Annotated in this window: 26 protein-coding genes; 4 read left to right on the top strand and 22 right to left on the bottom strand. The window is 63.1% G+C overall.

All coding sequences use genetic code 11. From position 1 onward, the window contains the following. Positions 1–34: 34 nt before the first annotated feature. Entirely contained in the window at positions 35–2,605 is a 2,571-nt protein-coding gene (locus tag QWY74_RS08410) for an ABC transporter permease (protein WP_290314130.1), read from the bottom strand. Beyond that, complete coding sequence (locus QWY74_RS08405; RefSeq protein WP_264824113.1) at positions 2,602–3,321, bottom strand: ABC transporter ATP-binding protein; 720 nt, start codon at positions 3,319–3,321, stop codon at positions 2,602–2,604. Before QWY74_RS08405 ends, QWY74_RS08410 begins: the two co-directional genes overlap by 4 nt. On the opposite strand from QWY74_RS08405, the gene QWY74_RS08400 reads away from it, so the two are divergent. Then, on the top strand, positions 3,320–4,024 hold the full coding sequence (locus QWY74_RS08400) for an arylesterase (protein ID WP_435389140.1): 705 nt from the start codon (positions 3,320–3,322) through the stop codon (positions 4,022–4,024). The genes QWY74_RS08405 and QWY74_RS08400 overlap by 2 nt on opposite strands. Before the next feature lie 8 nt (positions 4,025–4,032). Here QWY74_RS08400 and QWY74_RS08395 read toward each other — a convergent pair whose 3' ends face one another. Both QWY74_RS08395 and QWY74_RS08390 read right to left on the bottom strand, forming a co-directional pair. Further along, positions 4,033–4,923 carry a DMT family transporter gene (locus QWY74_RS08395; RefSeq protein WP_264824114.1) on the bottom strand — a complete coding sequence of 297 codons (891 nt, stop codon included), beginning with the start codon at positions 4,921–4,923 and terminating at the stop codon, positions 4,033–4,035. A 131-nt stretch (positions 4,924–5,054) separates the two neighbouring features. After that, a complete protein-coding gene (locus QWY74_RS08390; RefSeq protein ID WP_290314128.1) occupies positions 5,055–5,324 on the bottom strand; it encodes an Rdx family protein in 270 nt (89 codons plus the stop codon). 55 nt (positions 5,325–5,379) lie between these two features. Here QWY74_RS08390 and QWY74_RS08385 point away from each other — a divergent pair, with 55 nt between their 5' ends. The 3 genes from QWY74_RS08385 to ettA all read left to right on the top strand — a co-directional run bounded on the left by QWY74_RS08385 (position 5,380) and on the right by ettA (position 8,874). Continuing rightward, entirely contained in the window at positions 5,380–6,693 is a 1,314-nt protein-coding gene (locus tag QWY74_RS08385) for an MFS transporter (protein ID WP_264824116.1), read from the top strand. Positions 6,694–6,832: 139 nt separating this feature from the next. After that, on the top strand, positions 6,833–7,036 hold the full coding sequence (locus QWY74_RS08380) for a PA3496 family putative envelope integrity protein (RefSeq protein WP_264824117.1): 204 nt from the start codon (positions 6,833–6,835) through the stop codon (positions 7,034–7,036). 176 nt (positions 7,037–7,212) lie between these two features. Further along, positions 7,213–8,874: an energy-dependent translational throttle protein EttA gene (gene ettA, locus QWY74_RS08375; protein ID WP_264824118.1), complete on the top strand. Its 1,662-nt coding sequence runs from the start codon at positions 7,213–7,215 to the stop codon at positions 8,872–8,874. A gap of 225 nt (positions 8,875–9,099) precedes the next feature. On the opposite strand, the gene lpxL is transcribed toward ettA, so the two are convergent. From lpxL to QWY74_RS08285, 18 genes are all read right to left on the bottom strand, one after another. Then, on the bottom strand, positions 9,100–10,014 hold the full coding sequence (lpxL, locus tag QWY74_RS08370; RefSeq protein ID WP_264824119.1) for an LpxL/LpxP family Kdo(2)-lipid IV(A) lauroyl/palmitoleoyl acyltransferase: 915 nt from the start codon (positions 10,012–10,014) through the stop codon (positions 9,100–9,102). Between the two features lie 7 nt (positions 10,015–10,021). Continuing rightward, entirely contained in the window at positions 10,022–11,134 is a 1,113-nt protein-coding gene (gene alr / locus QWY74_RS08365; RefSeq protein ID WP_290314124.1) for an alanine racemase, read from the bottom strand. A gap of 111 nt (positions 11,135–11,245) precedes the next feature. Beyond that, positions 11,246–12,238: an RNA polymerase sigma factor RpoS gene (gene rpoS, locus QWY74_RS08360; RefSeq protein ID WP_290314123.1), complete on the bottom strand. Its 993-nt coding sequence runs from the start codon at positions 12,236–12,238 to the stop codon at positions 11,246–11,248. A 121-nt stretch (positions 12,239–12,359) separates the two neighbouring features. Beyond that, positions 12,360–13,559 carry a peptidoglycan DD-metalloendopeptidase family protein gene (locus QWY74_RS08355; RefSeq protein WP_264824122.1) on the bottom strand — a complete coding sequence of 400 codons (1,200 nt, stop codon included), beginning with the start codon at positions 13,557–13,559 and terminating at the stop codon, positions 12,360–12,362. Beyond that, positions 13,552–14,538 (bottom strand): DUF368 domain-containing protein, encoded by a 987-nt coding sequence (locus QWY74_RS08350; protein ID WP_264824123.1) that lies wholly within the window; start codon positions 14,536–14,538, stop codon positions 13,552–13,554. The genes QWY74_RS08355 and QWY74_RS08350 overlap by 8 nt, the downstream gene beginning before the upstream one ends. After that, positions 14,535–15,215 carry a protein-L-isoaspartate(D-aspartate) O-methyltransferase gene (locus tag QWY74_RS08345; protein WP_264824124.1) on the bottom strand — a complete coding sequence of 227 codons (681 nt, stop codon included), beginning with the start codon at positions 15,213–15,215 and terminating at the stop codon, positions 14,535–14,537. The genes QWY74_RS08350 and QWY74_RS08345 overlap by 4 nt, the downstream gene beginning before the upstream one ends. Continuing rightward, on the bottom strand, positions 15,202–15,948 hold the full coding sequence (gene surE, locus QWY74_RS08340) for a 5'/3'-nucleotidase SurE (protein WP_264824125.1): 747 nt from the start codon (positions 15,946–15,948) through the stop codon (positions 15,202–15,204). The genes QWY74_RS08345 and surE overlap by 14 nt, the downstream gene beginning before the upstream one ends. Further along, complete coding sequence (gene truD / locus QWY74_RS08335; protein ID WP_290314122.1) at positions 15,923–17,050, bottom strand: tRNA pseudouridine(13) synthase TruD; 1,128 nt, start codon at positions 17,048–17,050, stop codon at positions 15,923–15,925. Before truD ends, surE begins: the two co-directional genes overlap by 26 nt. After that, complete coding sequence (gene ispF / locus QWY74_RS08330; protein WP_290314229.1) at positions 17,043–17,525, bottom strand: 2-C-methyl-D-erythritol 2,4-cyclodiphosphate synthase; 483 nt, start codon at positions 17,523–17,525, stop codon at positions 17,043–17,045. Before ispF ends, truD begins: the two co-directional genes overlap by 8 nt. Positions 17,526–17,532: 7 nt before the next feature. Then, on the bottom strand, positions 17,533–18,264 hold the full coding sequence (gene ispD, locus QWY74_RS08325; RefSeq protein WP_290314121.1) for a 2-C-methyl-D-erythritol 4-phosphate cytidylyltransferase: 732 nt from the start codon (positions 18,262–18,264) through the stop codon (positions 17,533–17,535). After that, on the bottom strand, positions 18,261–18,557 hold the full coding sequence (ftsB, locus tag QWY74_RS08320) for a cell division protein FtsB (RefSeq protein ID WP_264824129.1): 297 nt from the start codon (positions 18,555–18,557) through the stop codon (positions 18,261–18,263). Before ftsB ends, ispD begins: the two co-directional genes overlap by 4 nt. A gap of 180 nt (positions 18,558–18,737) precedes the next feature. After that, positions 18,738–19,826, bottom strand: a complete 1,089-nt coding sequence (locus QWY74_RS08315) for a transporter (RefSeq protein WP_290314120.1) — start codon at positions 19,824–19,826, stop codon at positions 18,738–18,740. A gap of 147 nt (positions 19,827–19,973) precedes the next feature. Continuing rightward, the gene (locus tag QWY74_RS08310) at positions 19,974–20,765 is read right to left on the bottom strand and encodes a hypothetical protein (RefSeq protein WP_290314119.1); all 792 of its coding nucleotides are present in this window, start codon (positions 20,763–20,765) and stop codon (positions 19,974–19,976) included. A gap of 32 nt (positions 20,766–20,797) precedes the next feature. Then, positions 20,798–21,511: a C39 family peptidase gene (locus QWY74_RS08305; RefSeq protein ID WP_290314118.1), complete on the bottom strand. Its 714-nt coding sequence runs from the start codon at positions 21,509–21,511 to the stop codon at positions 20,798–20,800. Positions 21,512–21,623: 112 nt separating this feature from the next. Then, entirely contained in the window at positions 21,624–22,772 is a 1,149-nt protein-coding gene (locus QWY74_RS08300) for a FapB/FapC family functional amyloid domain-containing protein (RefSeq protein ID WP_264824133.1), read from the bottom strand. 64 nt (positions 22,773–22,836) lie between these two features. Beyond that, positions 22,837–23,412: a FapB/FapC family functional amyloid domain-containing protein gene (locus QWY74_RS08295; protein ID WP_264824134.1), complete on the bottom strand. Its 576-nt coding sequence runs from the start codon at positions 23,410–23,412 to the stop codon at positions 22,837–22,839. Positions 23,413–23,479: 67 nt separating this feature from the next. Beyond that, a complete protein-coding gene (locus QWY74_RS08290; protein WP_264824135.1) occupies positions 23,480–24,055 on the bottom strand; it encodes a hypothetical protein in 576 nt (191 codons plus the stop codon). After that, complete coding sequence (locus QWY74_RS08285; RefSeq protein ID WP_290314117.1) at positions 24,055–24,393, bottom strand: hypothetical protein; 339 nt, start codon at positions 24,391–24,393, stop codon at positions 24,055–24,057. Before QWY74_RS08285 ends, QWY74_RS08290 begins: the two co-directional genes overlap by 1 nt. Positions 24,394–24,667: the final 274 nt, after the last annotated feature.

Below are 24,667 nucleotides of genomic sequence, written 5' to 3'. Positions count from 1 at the left end.
CCCCGCCGATATGGCGGGCACGGATGCCAACTCGCTAGGTTTCGCCGAGCAGGCCCAGGCTGGTCATTGGCGTCTGACGGCGCAGCCCCCGCGATAGCCAATGGCCGATCCCCCCGACCATCAGCATGCCACCCAACGGCAAGCCGAGCCATAGCCAGAGGTGCCAGCGCGGCGTCAGATCCAGCCAGACAAGGTACATGCCGGCCGCCGCCAGCTCGGCCAGCATGGCCGCCAACAAACCGCTGGCGAGCCCCAGCAGGGCGAACTCCGCCCCCTGAACCCTGGCCAGCAACCGATTACCGGCACCGAACACCCGCAACAAGCCAGCCTCGTGAGCTCTCACCGGCATGCTCGCCACCAGGGCGGCATAGAGCACACTGACCCCGGCCAGCAGCACGAAGGCCAGCACCAGCTCGACCGCCCTTGTAACCTGACTCAGGACCTCGCGGACACGGGACAGAATCGACTCGACATCCAGCAGCGTGACTGCCGGGAAGTCGTCCACCAGCTGGCGCAGCAGCCCGTTCCGGGAGCCATCCAGATGGAAGGCCGTGATGTAGCTGTGGCCGAACGTCTCGAGAACGCCGGGCGGGAAGATCACGTAGAAGTTGGGGCGGAAGCTGTCCCAATCCAGCTCGCGCAGGCTGGTGACCTGCCCTTGCAGGGTCTCGCTGCCCACGGTGAAGGTCAGGGTATCGCCCAGCGACAGGCCCAGCCGCTTCGCCAGTCCTCTTTCCAGGGAAATCGGTGCCGCGCTCCGAGCATCCACGGCACCCAACCAGCCTTCGCTGGCGGATGCCGAGGCCGCGAACCATTCACCGGCCACCAAACGATTGCCGTTGGGCACTTCATCGCTCCAGGTCAGATTGAGCTCACGGCGCAGGGCATTGTCCCCCCTTGCTTCATCGGGCACGACCTCGCGTGGTGGCTTTCCCTCGATCGCGGTGATGCGCCCGCGTACCATGGGATAGAGGTCGCTGCTCGTGGGGGCACGCTCGTTGAGGGTCGCCTCGAAGACATCCCGCTCGCCGGGCTGAATGTTGATGGCGAAGTGGTTGGGGGTGTCCTCGGGCAGCTGGTCCTGCCAGGTATCCAGGAGGTCACCGCGCACCAGAGCAATCATGGCCATGGCAAACAGTGCCGTGGCAAATGCCAGCAACTGGCCGAGGCTAGCATTGCGCCGCCTCGCCAACTGCTGCCCGCCCATTCTCAGGGCCCGCCCGAGGCCGTCCGGCTTGCCGATATCGCGTGGCAGGCGCCGACACAAGCTGGCCAGCAGAGTCAGCATGGCGCCCCCCAGGCCCCACAGCAGCAACAGCGCCATCAGGCCTCCCACCAGGAGGCCCAGGGCCAGCAGTGGATCACCGGAATACAGCCACAGCAGGCCGCCAAAGACGCCGGCGGCGATGATCAGCACCCACCAGGCCGAGGCCGGCAGCGGGTCCAGCTCGCGGCGCAGTACCTTGAGCGCGCTGACGCGTCGCAAGCGAAGCAGCGTAGGGCCGGCAAAGCCCGCCAGCACCGCCAGCGCGGTAAAGATGCCCATGCCCAGCGGCAGGAGTCCCGGCGGCGGCAGCTCGATGGGCATCACAGCCCCCAGCAATGCCAGCAGCAGGGCCTGACCGGCGAGTCCTGCCAGGGCGCCGACCAGGGATGCCGCCAGCGCCAGCCATAACAACTGCAGGGCGAAAAGGCGCACGAGCTCACGCTGGCTGGCCCCGAAACACCGCAGCAGGGCCGCGGTATCCAGGTGGCGTTCGACATAACGTCGGGTCGCCATGGCCACCGCCACACCCGCCAGCAGGACCGCCGCCAGCCCGGCCAGGCTCAGGTAGCGATCGGCCCGCTCCAGGGCACTGCCGAGCCGCGGCCGATCCTTGCGCACATCCTGCACCTCGACCCCCTCGCCGCGCAGGCGTTCGAGCACCGGTGCCACCGAAGCCACGGCCTCGGCCGAGCCCGCCGCCAGCAGCTCGTACTCGATGCGCGAGCCATCGCGCACCAGGCCGGTGGCCGGCAGATCGTCGACATGCATCATCAGGCGGGGATTGAAACTGCCAAAGCCCGCCGAGGGATCGGCCTCACGCTCGATGATCCCATCGACCCGCAGCTCGGCACTGCCGATCCGCAGGCTGTCGCCGACCTCGACGTCGAGCAGCATGGCCAGACGGGGGGCGACCCAGACATCCCCCCGCGCCGGCCCGGACGCCACTTCGGCCACCTCGTCGCCTCGCGCAATGCGCGAGACGCCGTAGTGCGGATAGACATCATCCACCGCCTTGAGGCTCACCGACTGAAAGGCATCGGCCTGGCTGACCATCGAGACCATATCGACCTGATCCGATAGCGTTAGTCCCGCTGACGTCAGCGTCTCGCGCAGCGCCGTGTCGAAGGGCCGCGACTGCTCTAGCACCACATCCCCGCCCAGCAGCTGCCCGGCCTGCCGGGTGAGGCCGCGATCGAGCCGGTCGAGAAAGAAGCCGATCATGGTCGAGGCGGCCACGGCCAGCGCCAGGGCGAGGAAGAGGGCTCGCATATCGCCGGCGCGCATGTCACGTTTCAGGCCCCGCCAGGAGAGTCTGCCGAGGCGTGTCATGTCCGTCATGCGCCCACCTCGTCGAGGTTCAGCTCGGCCAGTTGACCGTCGGAGAGTTGCAGGCACCGATCGCAGCGGCGCGCCAGCGCATGATCGTGGGTGACCAGCACCAGGGTGGTGCCGGCTTCATGGTTCAGCTCGAACAGGGTGTCGATGATACGCCCCCCGGTCGTGGGGTCGAGATTGCCAGTCGGCTCATCGGCGAACACCAGGTCGGCCCCGGTCACGAAGGCCCGCGCCAGGGCCACACGCTGTTGCTCACCACCAGAAAGCTGCTTGGGCAGGTGGTCGAGTCGCTCGCCGAGCCCCACCCGCCCCAGCCAGCGCCGGGCCAGACGGTCGGCATCACGGGCCGCGGTCAACTCCAGCGGCATGAGAACGTTTTCCAGCGCGGTCAAGGTCGGCAACAACTGGAAGTTCTGAAAGACGAAGCCGACACGCCCGGCGCGCAGCCCGGCACGGCCATCCTCGTCCAGGTCGCCCAGGGATTGGCCGAACATCGTCAGCAGGCCCGAGCTCGGCGCATCGAGGCCGGCCAGCAGTCCCAGCAGGGTCGACTTGCCGGCCCCACTCTGCCCCAGGATGGCCACGCTCTCGCCGGCATGCACTGCCAGATCAAGGGCCTGCAGAATGGTCAGTGATCGTTCGCCACTGACAACCTGCTTGCTCAGGCCCTCGGCGTGTAGAATCGGCGTATCGTCATTCGCGTGCGAGGAGTTGGACATGCTGCAGCATTCCCCTGTTGGTCAAGTTCACAGGCCCTTCCGGCAGCCCCTGCGGCTGATCTGGCTGGCGCTCTTTCTATGGCTGGCAAACGGGCCGGTGTGGGCCGGGTCGTCTCCGCGGATACTGATCATGGGTGACAGCCTGAGTGCGGCCTATGGCATCGAGCGTGAGGCTGGCTGGGTCAGCTTGCTGGCCGACCGCCTCGAGGGAAAGGCCGACGTCGTCAATGCCAGCATCAGTGGCGAAACCACCGCTGGCGGCAGGACCCGGCTCCCCGAGCAACTGGGACAGCATGACCCGGATATTGTTCTGATCGAACTCGGCGGCAACGATGGGCTCAGAGGCCTGTCTCCTGAGCAGATGCGGGCAAATCTGGCGGCGATGATCGAGGCCAGCCAGGCCTCGGGCGCCCGGGTCGCCCTGCTCGGCATCGATATTCCGCCCAACTATGGCCAGGCCTATCGTGAGGCCTTCAGGCAGGTCTTCTCCGATCTCGCGGAACGCTTTGATGTGCCGCTGGTGCCCTTCCTGCTGGAAGACGTGGCCTTGAACGACGAACTGATGCAGGAAGATGGCATTCACCCCACCGCCGAGGCACAGCCCCGTGTGCTCGACAACGTCTGGCCGGTGCTGTCGCCCCTGCTGGAGAGCAGCGGCGTGCCCCTGGCCGATGGCCAGACCGCCCGGCAGACCGGCGACTGAAGAGCGGGCTATTGGGCACCGGCCGCGGCCGGTGCCTTCTGCCATTGCTGCAGGCCCAGCCCGCCGAGAATCAACACCAGCCCCACCAGGGTGGAAGGCAGGACCGGCTCACCGACGACCACAAACAGCAGCATCAGCGAGATGGGCGGCGAGAGAAAGATCAGATTGGAAATCTTCGCGGTGCGCGACACGCCGTGCATCGCCAGTTGCCAGAGCACGAAGGCAATGCCCATCTCGAACAGGCCGACATACACTCCCGCCGCCAGTCCGGCCATACTCAGTGGTGCTATCTCCGGGCCCCACCACAACAGCAGCCAGAGGATCGGCACCCCCACGCTGAAGTTCTGCCACTGGGCCACCAGTGGTGGCCGGTGATCACGGGTATTGAGCAGCCAGTAAAGCGCCCAGATCAGCGTCGAGACCAGCGCCAGGGCGACGCCCAGCGGGTCGGCAAAGTTGACGTCGAGCACCTGGCCACGGGTCGCAATCACCCAGACGCCGCTGTAGGCAATCAGGCCGGCCAGCACATCCATGCGCGTCAGCCGCTGGCCGAGAATCGGCACGGCAAGAAACGCCAGGGTCAGGGCCCAGGTATAATTGAGCGCCATGGCCTCCTGACCGGGCAGACGATCATAGGCAGCGAACAGCACCAGGTAATAGGCTACCGGGTTCATCAAGCCCGCCCAGGCAGCCGTGCGCCAACCGCTGCGCAGTGCCGGACGCGCCTCACCGCGATACACCACCAGTGCCCCGATTACCGCCCAGGACACCAGGGAGGCGATACACATTAGGGTCAGAGGCGACATGTGCGAAAGCGCCACCTTGAAGGCGGTGGCCACTGTCGACCAGAGCCCCACTGCGCCCAGGCCGAAGACGATCGCGCGACGATCCCCGGTCATGACATTTCCCCACTTATCATCTGAAAAAAAGCCCCGCACACTTGTCGCGACCAGTCCAGCACGACTCACATCTCGTAACTCGTAACTCGTAGCTCGTAGCTCGTAGCTCGTAGCTCGTAGCTCGTAGTGCATTATCGATCGACATGCCCCAGGTCGCGGCCCGGGTCCAGGCGATCCCGAACTTTCTGTTTCAGCACCTTGCTGTCCGGAAAGCCGCCGTCGCGCTTGCGCTCCCAGAGGCTCTCATCATCCATGAGGATCTCGAAATGCCCGCTGTGGGCAGGCACCAGGGCCACTTCCTCGAGCGCTTCGCCGAAGGTAGAAAGCAGCTCCTGTGCATACCAGGCACTACGCAGTAACCACTGGCACTGTGTACAGTAGTGAATATGGATACGTGACATATCACCTCGAGTGCCGCAAGAATGTAAACCCCCATAATACCGCCCTGGAGACAGAATGGCACAAGGCGACATCAGTCAATCACGACTCTTCGAGTGGCTCACCGGCGATGAAGACAGCCGCCTGTGCCAGGATATTCCCGACTCGGCGTGTCGCGAGCAGCCGCGCAATGCCGTCCTACATCTGGTGGCGTCAGTGGGTAACAAGCTGGCTGACGAGCTCTCCAGTGCGCGCCTGGTGCTGCCCTGGCTGCTGGGAGTCATCGGTGGGCCGGCCTGGATGGTGGGCATGCTGGTACCGATCCGCGAGGCCGGCGCCCTGCTGCCCCAGCTGCTGTTCGCCGGTCTGATCCGCCAGCACCGCCGACGCCAGTGGGCCTGGGCCATCGGCAGCATCCTGCAGGCAGGCTGCGCGGCGGCCCTGGCGGTTCTGGCCCTGCAGGGGGAGGGCGGCTGGGGCGGCGCCCTGGTGCTGGCCGTGGTGACCATGTTGTCACTGTCCCGCGGGCTGTCATCCATTGCCACCAAGGATGTGCTGGGCAAGACCATCGCCAAGCGCCAGCGCGGCACCCTGATGGGCTGGAGCGGTAGCGTGGCCAGCGCCACCACCCTGCTGGCCGGAGCCGTGCTGCTGGGCTTCGATGACCGGCCCGGCCAGCTCGCCCTGGCCATCCTGCTGAGCGTGGGTGCCTGTGGCTGGGCCATCAATGCCTTGTGCGCCGCTCGCATTCGCGAAGCCCCGGGGGCCATCGAGGGTGGCGACAGCATCCGCCAGTCGCTGGCCAGCGGCCTGCGACTCCTCCGCGACGACCGCACCTTCCGGCACTTCAATCTGGCACGTGGCCTGCTGCTTGCCAGTGCACTGGCCCTGCCCTATGTGGCGCTGATGGGCCAGCAGCAGAGTGGCGCCGAACTGGGCGGGCTGGGCATCCTGATTCTCGTCTCGGGTATTGCCGGCATGCTGGCCAGCCCGCTGTGGGGCAAGCGTGCCGACACCTCGAGCCGGCGGGTCCTGCGTGATGGTGGACTGGGCACGGCCGCCTGCTGCCTGCTCGGCGCCAGCATCGCCTGGTGGCCAGAGGCGTGGTCGCAGCAGGTCTGGCCCTATGCGCTGGTCTATGCCCTGCTGGTTATCGTGCATGCCGGGATACGCCTGGGCCGCAAGACCTATGTCGTTGACATGGCGAGCCAGCAGCAGCGCTCCCTCTACGTGGCACTGTCCAACACCTTCACGGGCATCCTGATGCTGCTGGTTGGCGGGGTGATCGGGGGCCTCGCCCAATGGCTGGGCACCGCCCCGCTGCTGCTCCTGTTAGCGTTGTGCGGCCTGGCTGCCGCACTGACATCCCACAGGTTGCCTGAAGCGGAGTAGACCCGAGCCCACGCAGGGGACTTGCACTCTCGCGCATCTCGTCTTATATAGCCGACAGGGGCCCTGACGCGTGTCGCGCATCGGCACGCGGCGGGCGTGGACTGACCGAGCAGCGTGGCCGGCCTTGGAGGGACATCACATGCGCCCTGACACGATTGACGATGATGATGACGATGCGCTTGACCAGATCGATGTGGATGCCGACGCGGCACCGCAGCGTCCGGCCAGCCGGGCGGAGCAGCTGCAGGCCCGGCGACGCCTGGAAGACCTTCTGGAAGCGCGTCGTCTGCAACGCGACCTCCAGGACGAATGGGACCTGGATCTCGACGAAGAACAGGAATGATGGCCGACCCCGGGCCAAAAGCCCGGGGTCGCGCCCGGCGCACTCTCCCGGGCGGGCGGTCATGATCGGCGACTTTGTCGGCGACTCCCTGGCCTTTCCCGAACGCGGCCACTATCATCGGGGCAGTGCTCCAACCCCGAACTTCCAACCCTGAACCTCCAACCTAGTGAGATTCCATGGCGCAATACGTTTTCACCATGAACCGGGTGGGCAAGGTCGTGCCCCCCAAGAAACAGATCCTCAAGGATATTTCGCTGTCCTTCTTCCCCGGCGCCAAGATTGGCGTGCTGGGCCTCAACGGGGCCGGCAAGTCGACCCTGCTGCGCATCATGGCCGGTGTGGACACCGAGTTCGAGGGCGAAGCGCGGCCCATGCCGAACATGAAGGTCGGCTATCTTCCGCAGGAACCCGAGCTCGACGACGACAAGAGTGTACGCGAGACCGTCGAGGAGGCGCTGGGCGCCATCAAGGAGGCCCAGGAACAACTCGATGCCGTCTATGCGGCCTATGCAGACCCCGATGCCGACTTCGATGCCCTGGCATCCGAGCAGGCGCGCCTGGAAAACATCATCGAAGCCGCCGACGCGCACAACCTGGAGCGCAAGCTGGAAGTGGCCGCCGAAGCCCTCCGGCTGCCGCCCTGGGACGCGCGAGTCGGTCACCTCTCCGGGGGTGAGCGTCGCCGCGTGGCGCTGTGCCGCCTGCTGCTCTCCAGCCCGGACATGCTGCTGCTGGATGAGCCGACCAACCACCTGGACGCCGAGTCGGTGGCCTGGCTGGAGCGCTACCTGCACGACTACAGTGGCACCGTGGTGGCCATCACCCACGACCGCTACTTCCTCGACAACGTGGCCGGCTGGATCCTCGAGCTGGACCGTGGCGAGGGCATTCCCTTCGAGGGCAATTATTCCCAGTGGCTCGAAGCGAAGGAAAAGCGCCTGCAGCAGGAAGCCAAGCAGGAAGCCTCGCGTCAGAAGGCCATCAAGCAGGAGCTCGAGTGGGTGCGCTCGAATGCCAAGGGCCGTCAGGCCAAGAGCAAGGCGCGCCTCAACCGCTTCGATGAGCTGCAGTCCGGCGAGGTACAGAAGCGCAACGAGACCAACGAGATCTACATTCCGCCCGGCCCGCGGCTCGGCGACAAGGTCATCGAGTTTCACGGGGTGGCCAAGTCCTTCGACGACAAGCTGCTCTACGACGACCTGAACTTCGCCATCCCGCCCGGCGCCATCGTCGGCCTGGTCGGCGGCAACGGTGCCGGCAAGTCGACCCTGTTCAAGCTGATCGAGGGCAAGGAATCCCCGGACAGCGGAGAAGTGGTCAAGGGCGATACCGTCGATGTGGCCTATGTCGAACAGCTGCGTGACGACCTGGACAACAAGCAGACCGTCTGGGAAGCCGTCTCCGATGGCCAGGATGTCCTCAACATCAATGGCTATGAGGTCTCGTCGCGGGCCTATGTGGGTCGCTTCAACTTCAAGGGCAACGACCAGCAGAAGCGCCTCTCGGATCTCTCGGGTGGTGAGCGCGGCCGTCTCCAGCTCGCACAGACCCTTAAGCAGGGCGCCAACGTGCTGCTGCTCGACGAGCCCTCCAACGACCTGGACATCGAGACATTGCGCGCCCTGGAAGAAGCCCTGCTGGCCTTCCCCGGCTGTGCCCTGGTGATCTCCCACGACCGCTGGTTCCTCGACCGCATCGCCACCCATATTCTGGCTTTCGAAGGCGACTCCCACGTGGAATTCTTCGAGGGCAACTACACGGAATATGAGGCGGATCACAAGAAGCGTGTCGGCGATGACACGCCGCACAGGATGAAGTACAAGCGAATCGACGCCTGAGTGCAGCGAAGGGGCTGCGCTCGGTCATACGGCGTTGAGAATCGGCTCGGCATGCTCATGTACCCCGCTCGTACACTGCGCGGCCTCGCCGATTCTCGCCTGGTCTGACCGTCGCTCGCCACCTTCCGCAACTCGACTGCCTTGAGCAGAGCACGAACCCCACGGCCCCTCGCGGTCGTGGGGTTTTCTTATGGCTTACGGCTTAAAGCTTACAGCTCCCAAGCTTCAATACAGCTCGGGCTCGCCCTCGGGCCTGGTCTTGAAGCGTCGATGCAGCCACAGGTACTGCTCCGGGTGGCGGCGGATGGCGGCTTCGATCACGGCGTTGATGCGGGCGGCATCGGCTCGTTCATCGCCGCTGGGAAAGTCTTCCAGCGGCGGCAGATATTCCAGCCGGTAGGTGGTGTCATCGGTGTCACGGTGAAAGATGAAGGGGATCACCGGGGCGCCGGTCATCCGGGCGATCTTGGCGGTCAACCGGATGGTGGCCGCTTCCACGCCGAAGAAGGGCGCAAAGACGCTGGCGTCTCGGCCGAAGTCCTGATCCGGAGAGTACCAGACGTTGCGCCCGGCCTTGAGGTGACGGACGACGCCTCGCAGGTCATGCCGGTCGATGGCCGTGCCGAAGCTGCGATGGCGGGCGCGGGTCATGAAACGCTCGAAGAGCGGATTGTTGTGCGGCCGGTAGACCGCGTCGGCAGGAAAGAACAGCGAGTGCAGGGCGCCGCCGAGGTCCAGTGTCGAGAAGTGGATGCCGATGATCAGGGCGCCCCTGCCCTCGGCCTGAAGCCGCGCCATGTGCTCCCGGCCCTCGAAGACCACACGATGCCGCAGGTGCTCGGGATCCCGACACCAGCCGGTAGCGGTTTCGAGAATGCCCATGCCGTTGGCCACGAAGACCTCCTTGACCAGCTTGCGCTGCTGCGCCGCGTCACGCTCCGGGAAACACAGCCGAATATTGGTCTCGGTGATATGGCGACGCCGCTTGGCAAAGCGCCAGGCCAGCAGGCCGATGCCTCTGCCGATGGCCATCTTGAGCCGCCAGGGCAGCCAGGCGCCGACATACATGGCACCGATGGCCAGCCAGGTCGTCCAGTAGCGGGGGTGGAGAAAGCGGGCGTCGGAAGCGTTGTCGGTCATGGGGCTCTCACACTCGGGGTCGAGCGTCATGATAACGTCTGGGCACTCTGGGCAGCACCCCGGTCATCAGGGTATAGCTGATGGTGTCGCAGTGACGGGCGACCTCATCGACCGTCAGCACTTCGCCGTTGGCGGCGCGCCCCCACAAGGTGACCTCGGTGCCGATATCGGCCTCGGGCAGGTCGGTGATATCGACGGTCAACATGTCCATGGACACCTTGCCGGCCAGTTCGGTTCGCTGGCCGCCCACCAGTACCGGCGTGCCATCCCGGGCATGACGATCATAGCCATCGCCATAGCCACAGGCCACCACGGCAATGCGCGATGCCCGGCCCGCCTGCCAGCGCCCGCCATAGCCGACCCGCTCGCCCGTCGCCAGATGACGAATGGCGATGATTTCCGAGCTCAGGGTCATCACCGGCCGAAGACGCTGGCTGAACGCATTGGGAACTTCCAGCGGATCACTGCCGTACAGCATGACACCCGGACGGTTCCAGTCAGCGTGCGATTGCGGCCTGGACAGCGTCGCCGGCGAATTTGCCAGGCAGGTCGGCGCCTGAAGGTCGTCGGCCAGGCGCTGTAGGAGTCCCATCTGCCGCTGAAAGTCATGCGTGTCGGCCTGATCGGCCGTGGCGAAATGGCTGACCAGATGCAGGTCACCGACCTGCTGGGTGGCTCCGGCCAGACGCTCCCAGACAACCGCCACCCGGCCCGGCATGAAACCGAGTCGGTGCATGCCGGAATCCACCTTGACCCAGACGTGAAGCGGCCGGGCGGGACGGTAGGCGAGCAGAGCCTCGACCTGCCAGTCACTGTGCACGACCGTCCACAGGTCCAGCTCATCGATACGCGTCAGTTCGTCTGCCGTGAAGAAACCCTCGAGCAAGGCGATCGGCGTGGTGATGCCGGCATCCCGCAGTAGCTCGGCCTCCTCGATGCAGGCCACTGCAAACGCCGGGGCCAGGTCGGCTAGAGCGCGCGCACAGGCCACTAGTCCATGACCGTAGGCATCCGCCTTGAGCACTACCATTGACCGACTTTGCGGTGCCAGATCCCGCGCCAGCAGGTAATTATGGCGCAGGGCATCCAGGTCGATGTCGGCTGTCAGGGGGCGTGCCATGGGCAGTACTCACTTCATGGGCGGGGGGATAACACAGGAAAAGCCAGAACAATGTCCTGGCTTTCCAGCGGCACGGCAGGCAAGCGCGGGCGTCAAGCCGGCTGACCTGCGCTATTCAAAGATGGCGTCCAGGTCCAGGCCCTGCTTGTCGAGCAGACGACGCAGTTTTTTCAGCGCCTCCACCTGAATCTGGCGCACCCGTTCGCGGGTCAGGCCGATCTCTTCACCGACCTGTTCCAGGGTGGCGGCCTCGTGCCCACGCAGCCCGAAGCGGCGCACCACCACCTCGCACTGCTTGTCGGTCAGCTCGGCCAGCCAGTCGTCGACATGCTGCTTGACGTCCCCGTCCACCAGCGAGGATTCGGGGCCCAGGTCGTTCTCGTCGGTGATCGTCTCGATGAGCGGCTTGTCACTCTCGCTGCCCACCGGGTAATCCACCGAGGACACCCGCTCGTTGAGCCCCATCATCTTCTTGACGCTGGCCACCGGCTTGTCGAGGTGGTCGGCGATTTCCTCGGCGGTCGCCTCGTGGTCGAGCTTCTGGGTCAACTCGCGGGCGGCCCGCAGATAGATGTTGAGCTCCTTGACCACATGAATCGGCAGACGAATGGTACGCGTCTGGTTCATCAGGGCACGTTCGATGGTCTGACGGATCCACCAGGTCGCATAGGTGGAGAAGCGGAACCCGCGCTCGGGGTCGAACTTCTCCACGGCCCGGATCAGGCCGAGGTTGCCCTCCTCGATCAGATCGAGCAGCGTCAAACCCCGGTTGAGATAGCGGCGGGCGATCTTGACCACCAGGCGCAGGTTCGACTCGATCATGCGCGAACGCCCCTGGGGGTCGCCCTGGCGCGCCAGGCGCCCGTAGTGGACCTCCTCCTCGGGCGTCAACAAGGGCGAGAAGCCGATCTCGTTGAGATAGATCTGGGTGGCGTCGAGGCTGTGATTCTGGTGACGATCCTCGCGACTCAAGGCCTTTTCGAAGGCCTCGTCACTGTCATCCACCGCCCCGACTTCGAGTTCGACGGTTTCTACCGACTCATCATCCGCCTCGGCGGCCGACTCCAGATTCACATCCTGAAGGTCCCGTTCAAGCATGCTCATCGATTGCTACCCCATGGTTGCGACTCGGCATTGTGAATGTCACTACCCACCTTCAATGCCCGAGATTATTGTTGTATGACGCCCGGATGGCGAAGTGCAATCACGACATTGGGCGCATCATTCAACGCGCGGGAAGATACTCCAGGGGGTCCTGCGGCTGACCGTCCTTGCGCACCTCGAAATGCAGCCGCACATCCTGGGCATCGCTGTCCCCCATGCTGGCGATCACCTCGCCTGCCCGCACCACATCGTTTTCCTTCACGCTCAGGGCGTCGTTGTGGGCATAGGCACTCAGGAACTGGTCATTGTGCTTGAGGAGAATCAGGTTGCCGTAACCACGCACGCCACTGCCCGCGTAAACCACGATACCCGGCGCGGCTGCCTTGACAGGCTGCCCCTTCTGACCACTGATATCAATGCCGGCGGTGATGCTGTCACCCTCGCCGTAATTGCCGACGACACTGCCGCTGGTCGGCCATTGCCAGGGCACCGGATCGACCGGTGTGTACTGCCGGCCCGACCTGTCCTGACCGCTGGATGCATCGGTCGCGGCCTGGCTGGACGACTCGGAAGCGCTCTGTTCAGCGTCATTCTGAGCCACCCGGGCATCCTCGTCGTCGCCGGACTGTCCGGCATCCTGCTCGGCGTCCTGCGTGGATTCGCTCGAGGCATCACGCTGCTCGGCGTCAGACTGGGTATCCCCCTCGGATTCGGTGTCGTCTGCCTCGCTGGTGGCCGTCTCGTCGTCCGAATCGCTGGCAGCCGAATCTTGCGTGTCGGCCGAGTCCGAGCTGTCGTCCTCATAGACCGGGCCGGGCGCACTCTCGCTGTCGCCCGACGCGCCGGAAGCATTGCCGGCATCGGCGGGCAGCAGCCAGTCCAGGGATTCGTCATCCCCGGCCGTGCCGCTGTTACCGGTGCCACCATCAGCCGCACTGCCCGAGACACCGCCCGCTACCGCAACACCGCTGGCCACGGCACCGCTGTCACCCGACTCGGCATCGTCCGTCTCGGCAGCACCCGACGCCGTCGTGGTATCACTCGCGTCAGCACCCTGGGCGTTCAGCACCAGACGCTGTCCCGGCTGGATCTCATAGGGCGGGCCAATATCATTGATCTCGGCCAGGTCGCGATAGTCCATGTCGTGCCGCCAGGCGATACCATACAGCGTATCACCGGACTTGACGGTGTATTGGGCCGGCGTGGACGCCGCGCGCTCGGTCGACAGGTCATCGACGCGTACCGGCGCCGTCTCGGTTTGCGAGGCCACACAGCCAGCCAGCAGCAGCGCAACCCCCGGGATCAGCAACCCCTTATGCATTGGAACCATCCTCCTTGTCCTTGTCTACGCTATCACGCTCGTCTTCATTCGATGTAGGGGAGCCGGCGGTGAAGCGATCAACGCTCAGCACCAGAACCGCACCCAGCAACATGAGCGGCACCACCAAAGGCCATTGAGACGGCTCTCCCGTGACAACGCTGTACTCTCCCGGGGCCAGATACTGATAGTCCAGGGGGATCGCCTGTTCATCCGGCCCCATTTGATAGGCCGTCATTTGCCGCCAGGGCCACAGGGCCGGCAGGGACCCCAGGATAAAGCCCACCAAGAGTTGCATGGTCGCGTCATGACCGTGACGCAGCAACCAGCCCAGCACTCGCGAGAACACCATCAGACCTGCCAGACACCCCAGGCCGAACACCGCCAGAAGCGCCATGTCGGCGCTGCGGATACCTTCCATGACCGTGCCGTAGAGGCCCATGGTCAACAGCAAGAGGCTACCCGAAACGCCCGGCAGCAATAAGGCACTGATGGCGATGAATCCCGCCAGCACCAGTACCAGCCGCGGGCTACCCAGTTGCGAGACCAGCGGCATCAGGGCAGGCAGGGCCTGAGCCAGCACCAGTCCCACCGCAAGAGGCAACAGATACCACCAGCGCCAGGTCGAAGGCCGTCGCCAGACCACCAGGGCCGAGGCGCCCACCAGGCCGAAGAAGAAACCATCCAGCAGCCTGGGTTGTGCTTCCATCAACCATACGACGATATGCGCGACGCTCACCAGGCTCAGGCCGATACCGGCCAGCAGCGGCAACAGGAAGCGCAGGTTGAGATATTCCACCAGGCCCGCGCTGCCCTCGCGCTTCCAGATGCCGACCGCACCGGGGCCAAAGCGTTCAATGGTCTGGATCAATTCCTCGTAAATGCCGGTAATGAAGGCGATGGTGCCACCCGACACCCCGGGCACGGCATCCGCGGCTCCCATGCCGGCGCCCTTGTAGACCAGCCCCAGATATCGCTTCACCGAATGACTCCTTCCAGCAAGGGCACGAAATGCACCGGCTCGAGTCGTTCGCGCTCGAACTGGTTGCCCTGGCGACGCACGCGCACCAGCCACTGTTCCCCTTTCCTGTCGGCGACGGGAGCGATCATGATGCCGCCTTCCTCCAGCTGTGCCAGCAAGGGCATGGGGATTTCACTGGCACATGCGGTCAACAGGACCAGGTCGAAGGGCGCCGCTTCCGGCCAGCCATGCCCACCATCCGCCAGACGCAGTTGCACATTGCCGGCCCCGAGCCAGTTCAACCGCTCACCCGCCCGTTCATGCAGGGCATTGATGCGCTCCACCGACCAGAGCTCCGGCACCAGCCGCGCCAGCACCAGCGTCTGATAACCGGAGCCGGTGCCGACTTCCAGCACCCGGGCCGGGCTCTCCTGCACCACCAGCTCGCTCATGCGCGCCACGATCCAGGGGCGCGACAGCGTCTGGCCGTGCCCGATGGGCAGGGACGTGTCCTCGTAGGCCCGGTGCGACAGCGCTTCATCGAGGAAGAGGTGGCGCGGCGCCCGCGTCATCACATCCAGCACCCGGCGATCGCCGATTCCCTGTTGCGCCAGACGCTCGACCATGCGGTCCCGCGTGCGCTGCGATGTCATGCCGACCCCTTCCAGCAGGCCGGGGCTAAGGTCAGGTGAGTGCATTCAACCAGTCCTGAACGTCGTCTCGAGCCGCATGCCGGGTCAAATCCGTCTGCAGCGGCGTGATGGACACATAGCCGTCTTCCACGGCGGCAAAATCGGTATCCGGGCCATCATCGGCATTTTCGCCCACCGGGGCAATCCAGTAGCGCTTGTGCCCGCGTGGGTCGAACACCTCCTGCGGTCGTTCGGACGGACCACGATGCCCCATGCGCGTCACGCGAAAGCCCTTGACCTCGGACCAGGGCAGATCCGGCACATTGACGTTGAGCAGGCTACGCGGCGGCAGTGACAGTTGATCGGCACCCCCTACCAGGCTGGCCGCCACACGACCCGCCGTGGCGAAGTGGTGACGGCCCACCAGTGACATGGCGATCGCGGTCATGCCCAGATTGCGGCCTTCCATGGCCGCCGCCACCGTGCCGGAATACAGAACGTCATCTCCCAGGTTGCCGCCATGGTTGATACCCGAGATGACCAGGTCCGGACGCTCGGCCCAGACACCGTTCACACCCAGGTACACGCAGTCGGCCGGGGTGCCATCGACGCTATAAAAGCCATTGTCCATGGTCGCAAGCGCCAGCGGCCGCGTCAGGGTCAGCGAATTGCTGGCCCCGCTCTTGTCACGATCGGGTGCCACCACGCGCAACCGGGCATGGTCCAGCAGGGCATCATGCAGGGCCCTCAAGCCCGGCGCATGGACTCCATCGTCATTGGACAGCAGCAGTCGGCGCATCCGCGGCTCCTTGTTGATGCCCCTTCGACGAAGGGGGCTGAAAATTCAGGGTCGGGTGATCCAGCAGCTCACGTAATACCGAGGTGGCGAAAGCCCCCGCCGGCAAGCCGAATGACAGCCACACCGCACCATCCGCGAGTCGCTGCAGTGCCGGCGCTGCCAGACGGAGCCGCAGAGGGCGCCTGGCCAGACGCGCACCGGCGTGCTCGATGCCCCGGCAAAGCGCAGGGTGCGACGCCAGGGCGGCGCACTCGGCGTCTCGGGCAGCGTCCTGCGCCCGCGAGTCCCCTTGCCCCCAGAGCACGCCACTGGGATGCAGATCGAGTCGTTCGGCGCGCGCCAGCAGTTCGTCATCCAGCAAGTCGACGCAGAATTGACTGCTGCTGCCGTCGAGCACCGCCACCTCGCCGGCCAGCAGAGTGGCCCAACTACCATTCGCGATGCGCTCGGCGAGCTGTGTATTAAACAGATAGCTTCTGGCCGCCGAGAGCAGCATGCCCTGGGGATCGTCCCGCTTGCGCCAGCCCTTGGACAACAAGGGCACGGCACGCAGCAGATTGCGTCCATCGGCTCCGAAGCGCTGCGGCCCGAAGTAGTTGGCCACCCCATGGCGGCACAACCATGCCCAGCGAGCCTCCAGTTGCGGGTCCTCGACCGCCTCTCCGCTCAGGCGCAGGCGGAACTGGTTGCCGACATGAACGCCTCGCTTGAGCTTCCGCGGATGGCGCGCCTGAGCCAGCAGGGTAACGCAGTCATTGGACAGGCGGTCCGCCAGGTCCGAGGGCGTGGCCCGGCCCGGAAGGTGCACCGAGAACCATTGCCGCGTCACCGCCACTCGATCCTTCATGCCGGCATACCCCACGTCGCGGGGACCGACCTGGCAGAGGTCAGCAAGCTGGCGCGCCACCATGGCGGTGGTCATATCACGTTTTTCGACCCACAGCCAGAGGTGTTCGCCCTCCCCTTGAGGGGTAAAGCCGAGGTTCTCCTCGACCTGAAAATCCTCCGGCGACTGCCGATAAGCCCCGGGCCGGGGCGCGCCGAAATGCTCATCCAATACGCGAGGCCAGCCAGGCGGCCAGGCCGGTCGAGGCTCAAGCATCCGGGCGAGCCTCCAGCAGCACAACCGCCTCTGCGGCAATGCCTTCACCGCGCCCGGTAAAGCCCAGGCGCTCGGTAGTGGTGGCCTTGACGTTGACGCATGCACGCGGGATGGCCAGATCTGTGGCGATATGCGCCGCCATGTCGTCGACATGCGGCGCCATGCGCGGGGCCTGGGCCATCAGGGTGGTATCGACATTGCCCGGCACCCAGCCCTGAGCGCTGACCAACGCCACGACATGGCGCAGCAGCTCGCGGCTGTCGGCCCCCTGCCAGGCGGGGTCGGTATCGGGAAAGTGGCGTCCGATATCTCCCAGGCCACAGGCGCCCAGCAGCGCATCACAGAGCGCATGCAGCAGCACATCGCCATCGGAGTGAGCGACAAACCCCTGATCATGGGGCAGGCGAACGCCGCCGATCATCAGATGATCGCCCGGCCCGAAGCGATGCACATCGAAACCATGGCCGATTCTCATCATGGGCTCAGTCGGCCTCCTCGCCGGCAGGGGAAAGAGAGCACGACGCCTGGGCCGCCAGAATCTGCTCAGCCAGGACCAGGTCGTCGGGATGAGTGATCTTGAGATTGTCGCGGCGACCGAACACCAGCCGTGGCGATAATCCCGTGGCCTCGACCGCCGAGGCTTCATCGGTGCTCGGCAACTCTGCCCGACGGGCGGCATCCAGCGCTTGCCGCAGGACGCCGAGCCGGAAACCCTGGGGCGTGAGGGCATGCCAGAGGCCGGCTCGCTCTTCGGTGGCGGCAACTCGCCCCTGGCCGTCATCCCGCTTCATGGTATCGGCCACCGGAGCCGCCAGCAGCCCACCGACCGCATCCTCGGCCAGAGCTGCATAAAGGTGCCGCAGGTCCTCCGGGCTGACACAGGGGCGAGCCACATCGTGGACAAAAACCAGAGCCTGGTCATCCTCCTCCTGCCCGGCAATCCACTCCAGGGCATTGCGGACCGAATCGGCCCGCTCGGCACCACCGGCAACCCGCTGCCAGTGCGCGAAGGGCACGCTGGACGGATCGAAACAGGCGTCCGCCTCATCCAGGCACAGGCACAAGCGGGCCCCGGGAAAAACCGAGTGAAGGCGCCGCAAGGTGTGCCACATGACCGTCCGGCCGGCCAACGGCAAATATTGTTTGGGCCGGTCCGCATCCATGCGCCGACCGCTACCGGCAGCAGGAACAATCAGCCAGGGAGGTCGGCTCACGGGCTGGCTCCTTTGTTGCCGGCGTTCGGCACCCAGAAGAACTGTTCATCGGTACGCACCATGCCCACCTCACTGCGCGCTCGTTCCTCGATGGCATCCAGGCCGGTCTTGAGGTCAACCACCTCGGCCGCCAGTCGTTCGTTGCGTGCTCGCAAAGGGGCATTTTCCGCTTCCAGCTGCTCGACACGTTGCCCTACCTCAGCGAGCTCGCTCAGACTCCCTTCACCCAGCCACAGGCGATACTGCAGCAGCACCAGCAAGACCAGCAGCACGAAGGCCAACCACTTGAGCATGCGAGAATTCCATCGAAAGATTGCAATGCGTGCATTATGCCAGTTTCCTCAACCAACCTCACCCACGAAGCGCTCCCGGGCCCAGTATGTCTGAAACAGCAACGGCGACCGGGACAAGGCCCGGCCGCCGTTCTGGTATCAGGCCTCGACCCTCAGGTCTCGGCCATTCCCGCCTGTCCCTCAGAGCTGGAAAGGCATCCGGAAGGTCAGGCTGATATCGGAGGCATCTTCGGTAAGGCCAATACCAAGGCTAGTCACCATGGAGGTGCTGTCACTCAAGGCATAGGTGCCACCGATATTGAAGACGCCGACATTGGCGTCGCTGCCCACTACCTTGTTGGTAACCCCCTGCTGAGTAGTCTCGGACTTCCTGATGTACTCATGGGAATATGACAGCGACAGACTGAGGCGCTTATTCAAGGCAAAGGCCGTGCCGAACCCCGCACGAATGGTATCGCCCAGTTTGACATCCCCGGGTTGAGGGCCGGTGGTAGCGGAGATATCACCGAAACTTTCTTCCAGATTATAGGTATACCCCAGATTGCCGAAGACAATGGCGGGGTCCAGTGTCTTGAGTGCCGAGACACCAGCCGTGATTCCCCATACACCGTTCCCGGTCGGTAACTCCTTGGGTACATTGAGGTTGGTATTGGGATTCTCGCGCAACTCGATTCCATAAGGATCCCTGCCGGTGGGCGCCCTTACCCCCATGTCAAGCACCACATCGGGCCGAGTCTCGGTCTCGGGAAACAAATGATAGGACATGTTGACGCTAACATCGCCCAGATCAGCATTGTCGACATCCGTTTCACTGTTTCGCTCGGTGGAGAACTCGTCTCCGATGGATTGGTAGGTGGTGGTCCGGTAGACGAACGGGACGTTGAGGCCGAGTTCGAGCCTTTCGGTCAAGCCATATCGGACGTTTAAGTCCATGGTGGTAATATGGCTTTCCACCGAATCGACATTGAGCTCTCCCAGAAAAATGGCGTCGAGAGCTAAAAACCCTCTCAACGCCAATTGAGATCTATCAGAATAGGAGTAGTTGATGCCAGGCTCGATGGTCAAGCGATCGGAAAACAGGGCGTGCTCCTCTCGGAGCACGTTTTCGACGCTCTGGCTGGGTCTCGCCTCACGAACCACCTCATCACCATTCCCTTCCTGAGCGCTGGCCAGACCGGGCAATAGAAAGGAAACCGCCACGAGGGGCACACGAAGTCGATAAGTCCTGGGCAAGAGAGTGTTTCTTTTGGCCGGCTTCACGGTATCCACAGGCTCCTCCTGATAATGGCCGGATCTTCACCCATTCTCATGACTGCAATGGGCAGATATTTTTTGAGCATTTACAACACATTACAATCAGATATCGTAAATCTCTCTTTCAGTGTAGCCCAGAACTACGTTGACACTTATTCATCATTAACGGTTTAGCGCCCGGAGCGATTCAACGGCCTGGCGCATCCCGACACTACCTGTTCGCGCCGCCTGCCTATCCATATAAAGCTGCAAGCGAGTGATGTTACGCACACTCTGATCGTTACTGCTAAGTTGAATGGTCTGACGCAATCCCTGTCCCGGCATGATCCTCTGCTGGACATTGCCGACCCCCGGCAGGTTGACATCGAGACCCGGCCCTCGCCCTCCCTGTCCAACAGCCACACGCATCCCAGACGCCAGCTGACGCTCGATGGATTCTCCACCACTCGCACTCAATCCACTGAAATCCGAGGCTCCCAGGATATCGACGGTCATGTCATTGGAAGCAGCGTTATAGTTGCCCCCCGCCTGGATGGTCTGCACGACCCCTCTGGCATTTCCAGTTCCGGCATCCACAATACGCGCATCGCTACCTGACATGTCCACATCAGAGTCAACCGCCTCCACCATGGTCAGCCTAGGCTCGAAAGAAACACCAGGAGACGAACCGGTAAGATTGCCCTTAAGTTCGGCGCCTGCATTGATATAATCGCCGGCCGATGTAAGCCACTCAGTGTTCATTTGAATGCCGAAATACATCAACTTCCCTTGGTCCACATAGCGCCCCCTTAATGCCCCGAGCTCACCGTCGCTGAGCTGACGTGCCGACGAAAATCCGGAGAAATTGGAAGTTGCTGCCTGTACGGTAGGCATTCCAACCAACGGCAAGACGCTCAAAACAAGCGCAAACCGCCCTCCTCTTCTCATCCACTTAACATTCCCGTTGCTGATCATGTTCGCCACCCTCTCCAGAAAGTGCCGACCTGCTACATAAGATCGGCATGACGAAACCCGAAATCAATCAAATTCTGCGTGGATACCGGAGCAAAAACATCCCCCATCATGTGAGCAGTCAGAGGTTGAGATGGTTTCAAAAGCGGGTTATTCCTGTCATATCCATCACCCACCACCGCAAAGATAATATTGTTCCATGCTGCCATGAAATCTTCGCGTGACATCACTCGGTTACCGAGTGCAGGGTCTCCCACATAGACCCTGTCGCCACTTGCCTTCTTCATCACCACGAAGTGCTTGTATCCCTCTATATCGAGCAGCACCACCACTGGTATTGAGACACTATCAAGTGTATCCGGAGCCACCTCATAGCCACGCCCACGAAACCCGATCTTCTCGACATAGTTTTTCAAATCAAGCAGAGAGAAGCCCTGAACGCGCACTAGCTCAGGGTCCGCAATCTTCATCATTCCTTCCAGAACACTGACTTCCGTCACCTCATCACGCTGGTAGGCATACTTCAGGATGGTCGCAAGCGAAGCGGCACCACATGAAAAGTCCGTTTCCTGCTCGATGAGTTCTCGGTAGCGGCGCTCACGAATCGATTCCACTTTCTTGTGCAGCATGGTATCCGACATGATATTGCCCATCGGCATGGATGCGCCAAACGAAACATCAGGCCTTAGTATCAGGCATACCCCTATGATCAGAACCATGAAGCCAACCCTTTCAAAACACGAATGCATGATGACCTCCCTCAAGGCATATACCCAATAGGTCGATAGCGATATCCCGGCCTGCGATGGCAGGCCGGGAGTCTTTCTATCGAGCACCGGAATCAGCTAGATCCCGTACGTATCAGCCACCACCATTTCCAGGGGTAGTTCCGCCGGTACCACCCACTGAGGACGAGATGGACAGAGAGTTACGCTGCATATTGTTGGTGCCAGCGGCAACGTTCACCCCGATATTGCCACTCGCATTCTGCAATGCGTTACCTCCCAGAGTAGCGTCATTGCTGTGATCGGTGTAGGTGGTTAACTCGACCGGCATCCGCCCGGTAATGGTACCACTCAGCACGGACTCGTCCGTGGCGCGGAATGCCAAGGCGCCGCCATCATCGTTATAATCGGGCACTTCGCCATCTCCCGTTCCGCGCTGATACTGTACACCGGTATCCAGGTCGAAGTGGCCTAGACGCGGGCCTGAGCTATGATCACCATTATTGACATCGGCGCCCCAGGTATCCGGGAAGAGATCGCCTTCCTGATCCATCACGAGATTGGTGGCATCCACTTCGAAGGTGGTCTCGTGCGCCCGCATCCGCGTGCGGGTTTCTTCATGAGGCGCATTGACGCTGGTGTTGCCGATGGCCTGTTGCACACCACCCACGGTGGCACGAGTATGGCCAGCGGAACTCTCGTTGCTGGACGCAGCCAGTGAGTTCTGCTGAGCATTGCCGACACCGGCGGCCACGTTCAGGCCGACATTGCCGGTCGCTCCTTGCAGGGTAGACCCCCCGACTCGCGCGTTGTTCGGGCTACCGTAGTTATGGGTGACGTTGCCAGATACGGATTGCGCCGAATAGGCAGCGGACTGACCGAAGACATCGGCGGCATCCGAGGAAGCAAGTGCAGCATCGTTAGCCTGGCTGTTATTATCGCCAGCCGCCACGTTGATCCCGATGTTGCCGGAAGAGCCTGCGCCCACACTCGCCCCAACGGTCGCATCATTGGTGGACTTCTGGTTAGTCACACCGTTGCCCTCGACGAACTGCTTGCTGTCGACGGTCGCGCCGGAGTATGTCTCCGCAGGATCATTGACAGAGACATCCACATCGAAGTTTTTGTTGGTAGTGGAGTTATGTTCCAGAGCGACATCGATCTCGTTATAGAACTCGGAATCGATCGTGCTGGAAGTATCGAAGTCCCCATCCGCCAACGCGTAGGGGGCAACCATCAGGGCAGTGACTGCCATTGCCAGTGGAGCTTTATTGAAGGTTTTCATAATCTTTCTCCCGAATGAACTAAGCTCTTGTGAACCAGATCGTTCTACGGCTTCCTTCGATACGCTAGGGCGACAGCGACATGGACATGCCAAAGCTGTTGCTCGTCGCGTTCCCCGTTCCGGCTGACTGGTTGACCTGGACGACCCCTTGAGCATCAACGAAGGCCGAACGCTCTATCTTGATGCTTCGCCTGGTTGAACTCTGTTGACCGTCGGTCCCACTCAGCCCCTGCTGTTCGGCCAGCACCCGCTGCAGTGATGCGTCGCTTAAGCTGCTGACCGATATGCCCAGAGCCACATTGAAACTGTTGCTCTGCACATTCCCTTGACCGGCCGCCTGATTGATCGATAGCCATCCCTCGGCACCTCGATAGGCCCGGTCCTTGATCTGCACATTCTCCTGCTGACTGGACAGGCGTTCGCCGATCCAGGATTGCTGCTGTAGCACACTGGCCGCGTTGGCGCTGTTCCCCAGTGCAACGCTGCCAATATTGCTTTGAACGTTGCCATCCCCCGCAGACATATTGGTGGTGCTGACGCCACTGATACGGCTCAATGCACTTCCACCCAACACGGTGTTATGGATACCGTCCCCGAAAGGGTCCTGGGCTTGGGAAGCTTCCACCACCACCAGCAACATCGCGCCTAGCCATATGCTTTTCCCTGCTGATAGCGAGCATTTACTGCCTACTCGAGCCCCGCTCATGTCATTTCCCCCCCAGATTGCTTAGCGGCGCCATGGCGCCACCGATCGTGTCGGAAATGCCGCCGGTAGCGGATGTCACCTGCCCTGCGATGCCCCCACCAGAGCCACCCAACGAACGCCCCATGGCGCCGATGTGACTCAGGTCCCCCGAGCCGCCCGAGGCCCTGACGCCATCCATCCCTTGCCCGACACCAGCGGAAACGGCGCGTGTCACGCTTCCGCGAATTCCCGCGGCCCGTTCATCCGTCAGGGCGATGACCGTCGCACCTTGTACCTGAGACCTCGCCTCCAGGCCCCGGTCACGAGCATTGACGCGGCTGGTGATAGGCCCAGAATGCTTGTCCACCACCCGCATGGGCATCGGCTCGACTCTGCGAACCAGCACAACATCACCGAGTCGCACGCCAGGATTAAGTTGCTGGCCCACTTGATCGGCCCAGACGCTTGGCGCTGCAAGCCCGGTCCCCGCTGCCAACATCATGACGCTCATGCCCTTGATGAACCCCCTGCCCTTGAGGGCTATTCGCCCACTCGGCCGGGCGCGATACTGAAAAGCGGTTTTCCAGAAGGGTTCCATTACCGACTCCTCATGGTGGTCACACCGCTACGCTGGTGATTTCCGAATCCACTTGTCTGTTGTGCGTTGTCTCGATTGCCCCCCGCATCATGCCCCGGGCGTTCATCCCAGAGGATGACCTGCCCTGCTCGCGGCACCTGCCATTCCGGCGTATAGCGACCCTGGATCCCGTCGAGCACCTCGTCCGTCAATACGGCCTGGCGCTCGACCTTCGGACTCTCGAATATCTCGGGGACATCCAGACCGCGCTGTTCGGCAGCCACGTTCGACGCCACGCCCAGTCCCGCGAGGACGACAACCCGCCACAGCCAGCTCGTCTTGCGAATTCGGTCAATCATGCTGGTGTCCTCGCTTTTGCCAGGGTCCGCTTTGTGTCCCTTTGTATGAGCAAGGCGCGTGCCAACATTGTTTTTCTTTTGTTTACAAATACTTGGAGATTTCAGGCCACACAAAAGTGTTAACTTCATGAAACATTTCGAGGTCAGACGATCGTCCCGAACCAGGAAATCCTTATTAATGCCTCATTGAATCAAGGCATTACGATAAGTGTTAGACAGATGAAACAGCGGAGGGGCAAACAGGAGGCTAGGACACACAACGCAGGACGCCCGC

Origin of the sequence: Halomonas almeriensis (assembly GCF_030409235.1) — a bacterium.
Taxonomy (GTDB): Bacteria; Pseudomonadota; Gammaproteobacteria; order Pseudomonadales; family Halomonadaceae; genus Halomonas; species Halomonas almeriensis.
Note: the sequence above shows the minus strand (reverse complement) of the source record. Positions and strands in the feature narration are given on the sequence as shown.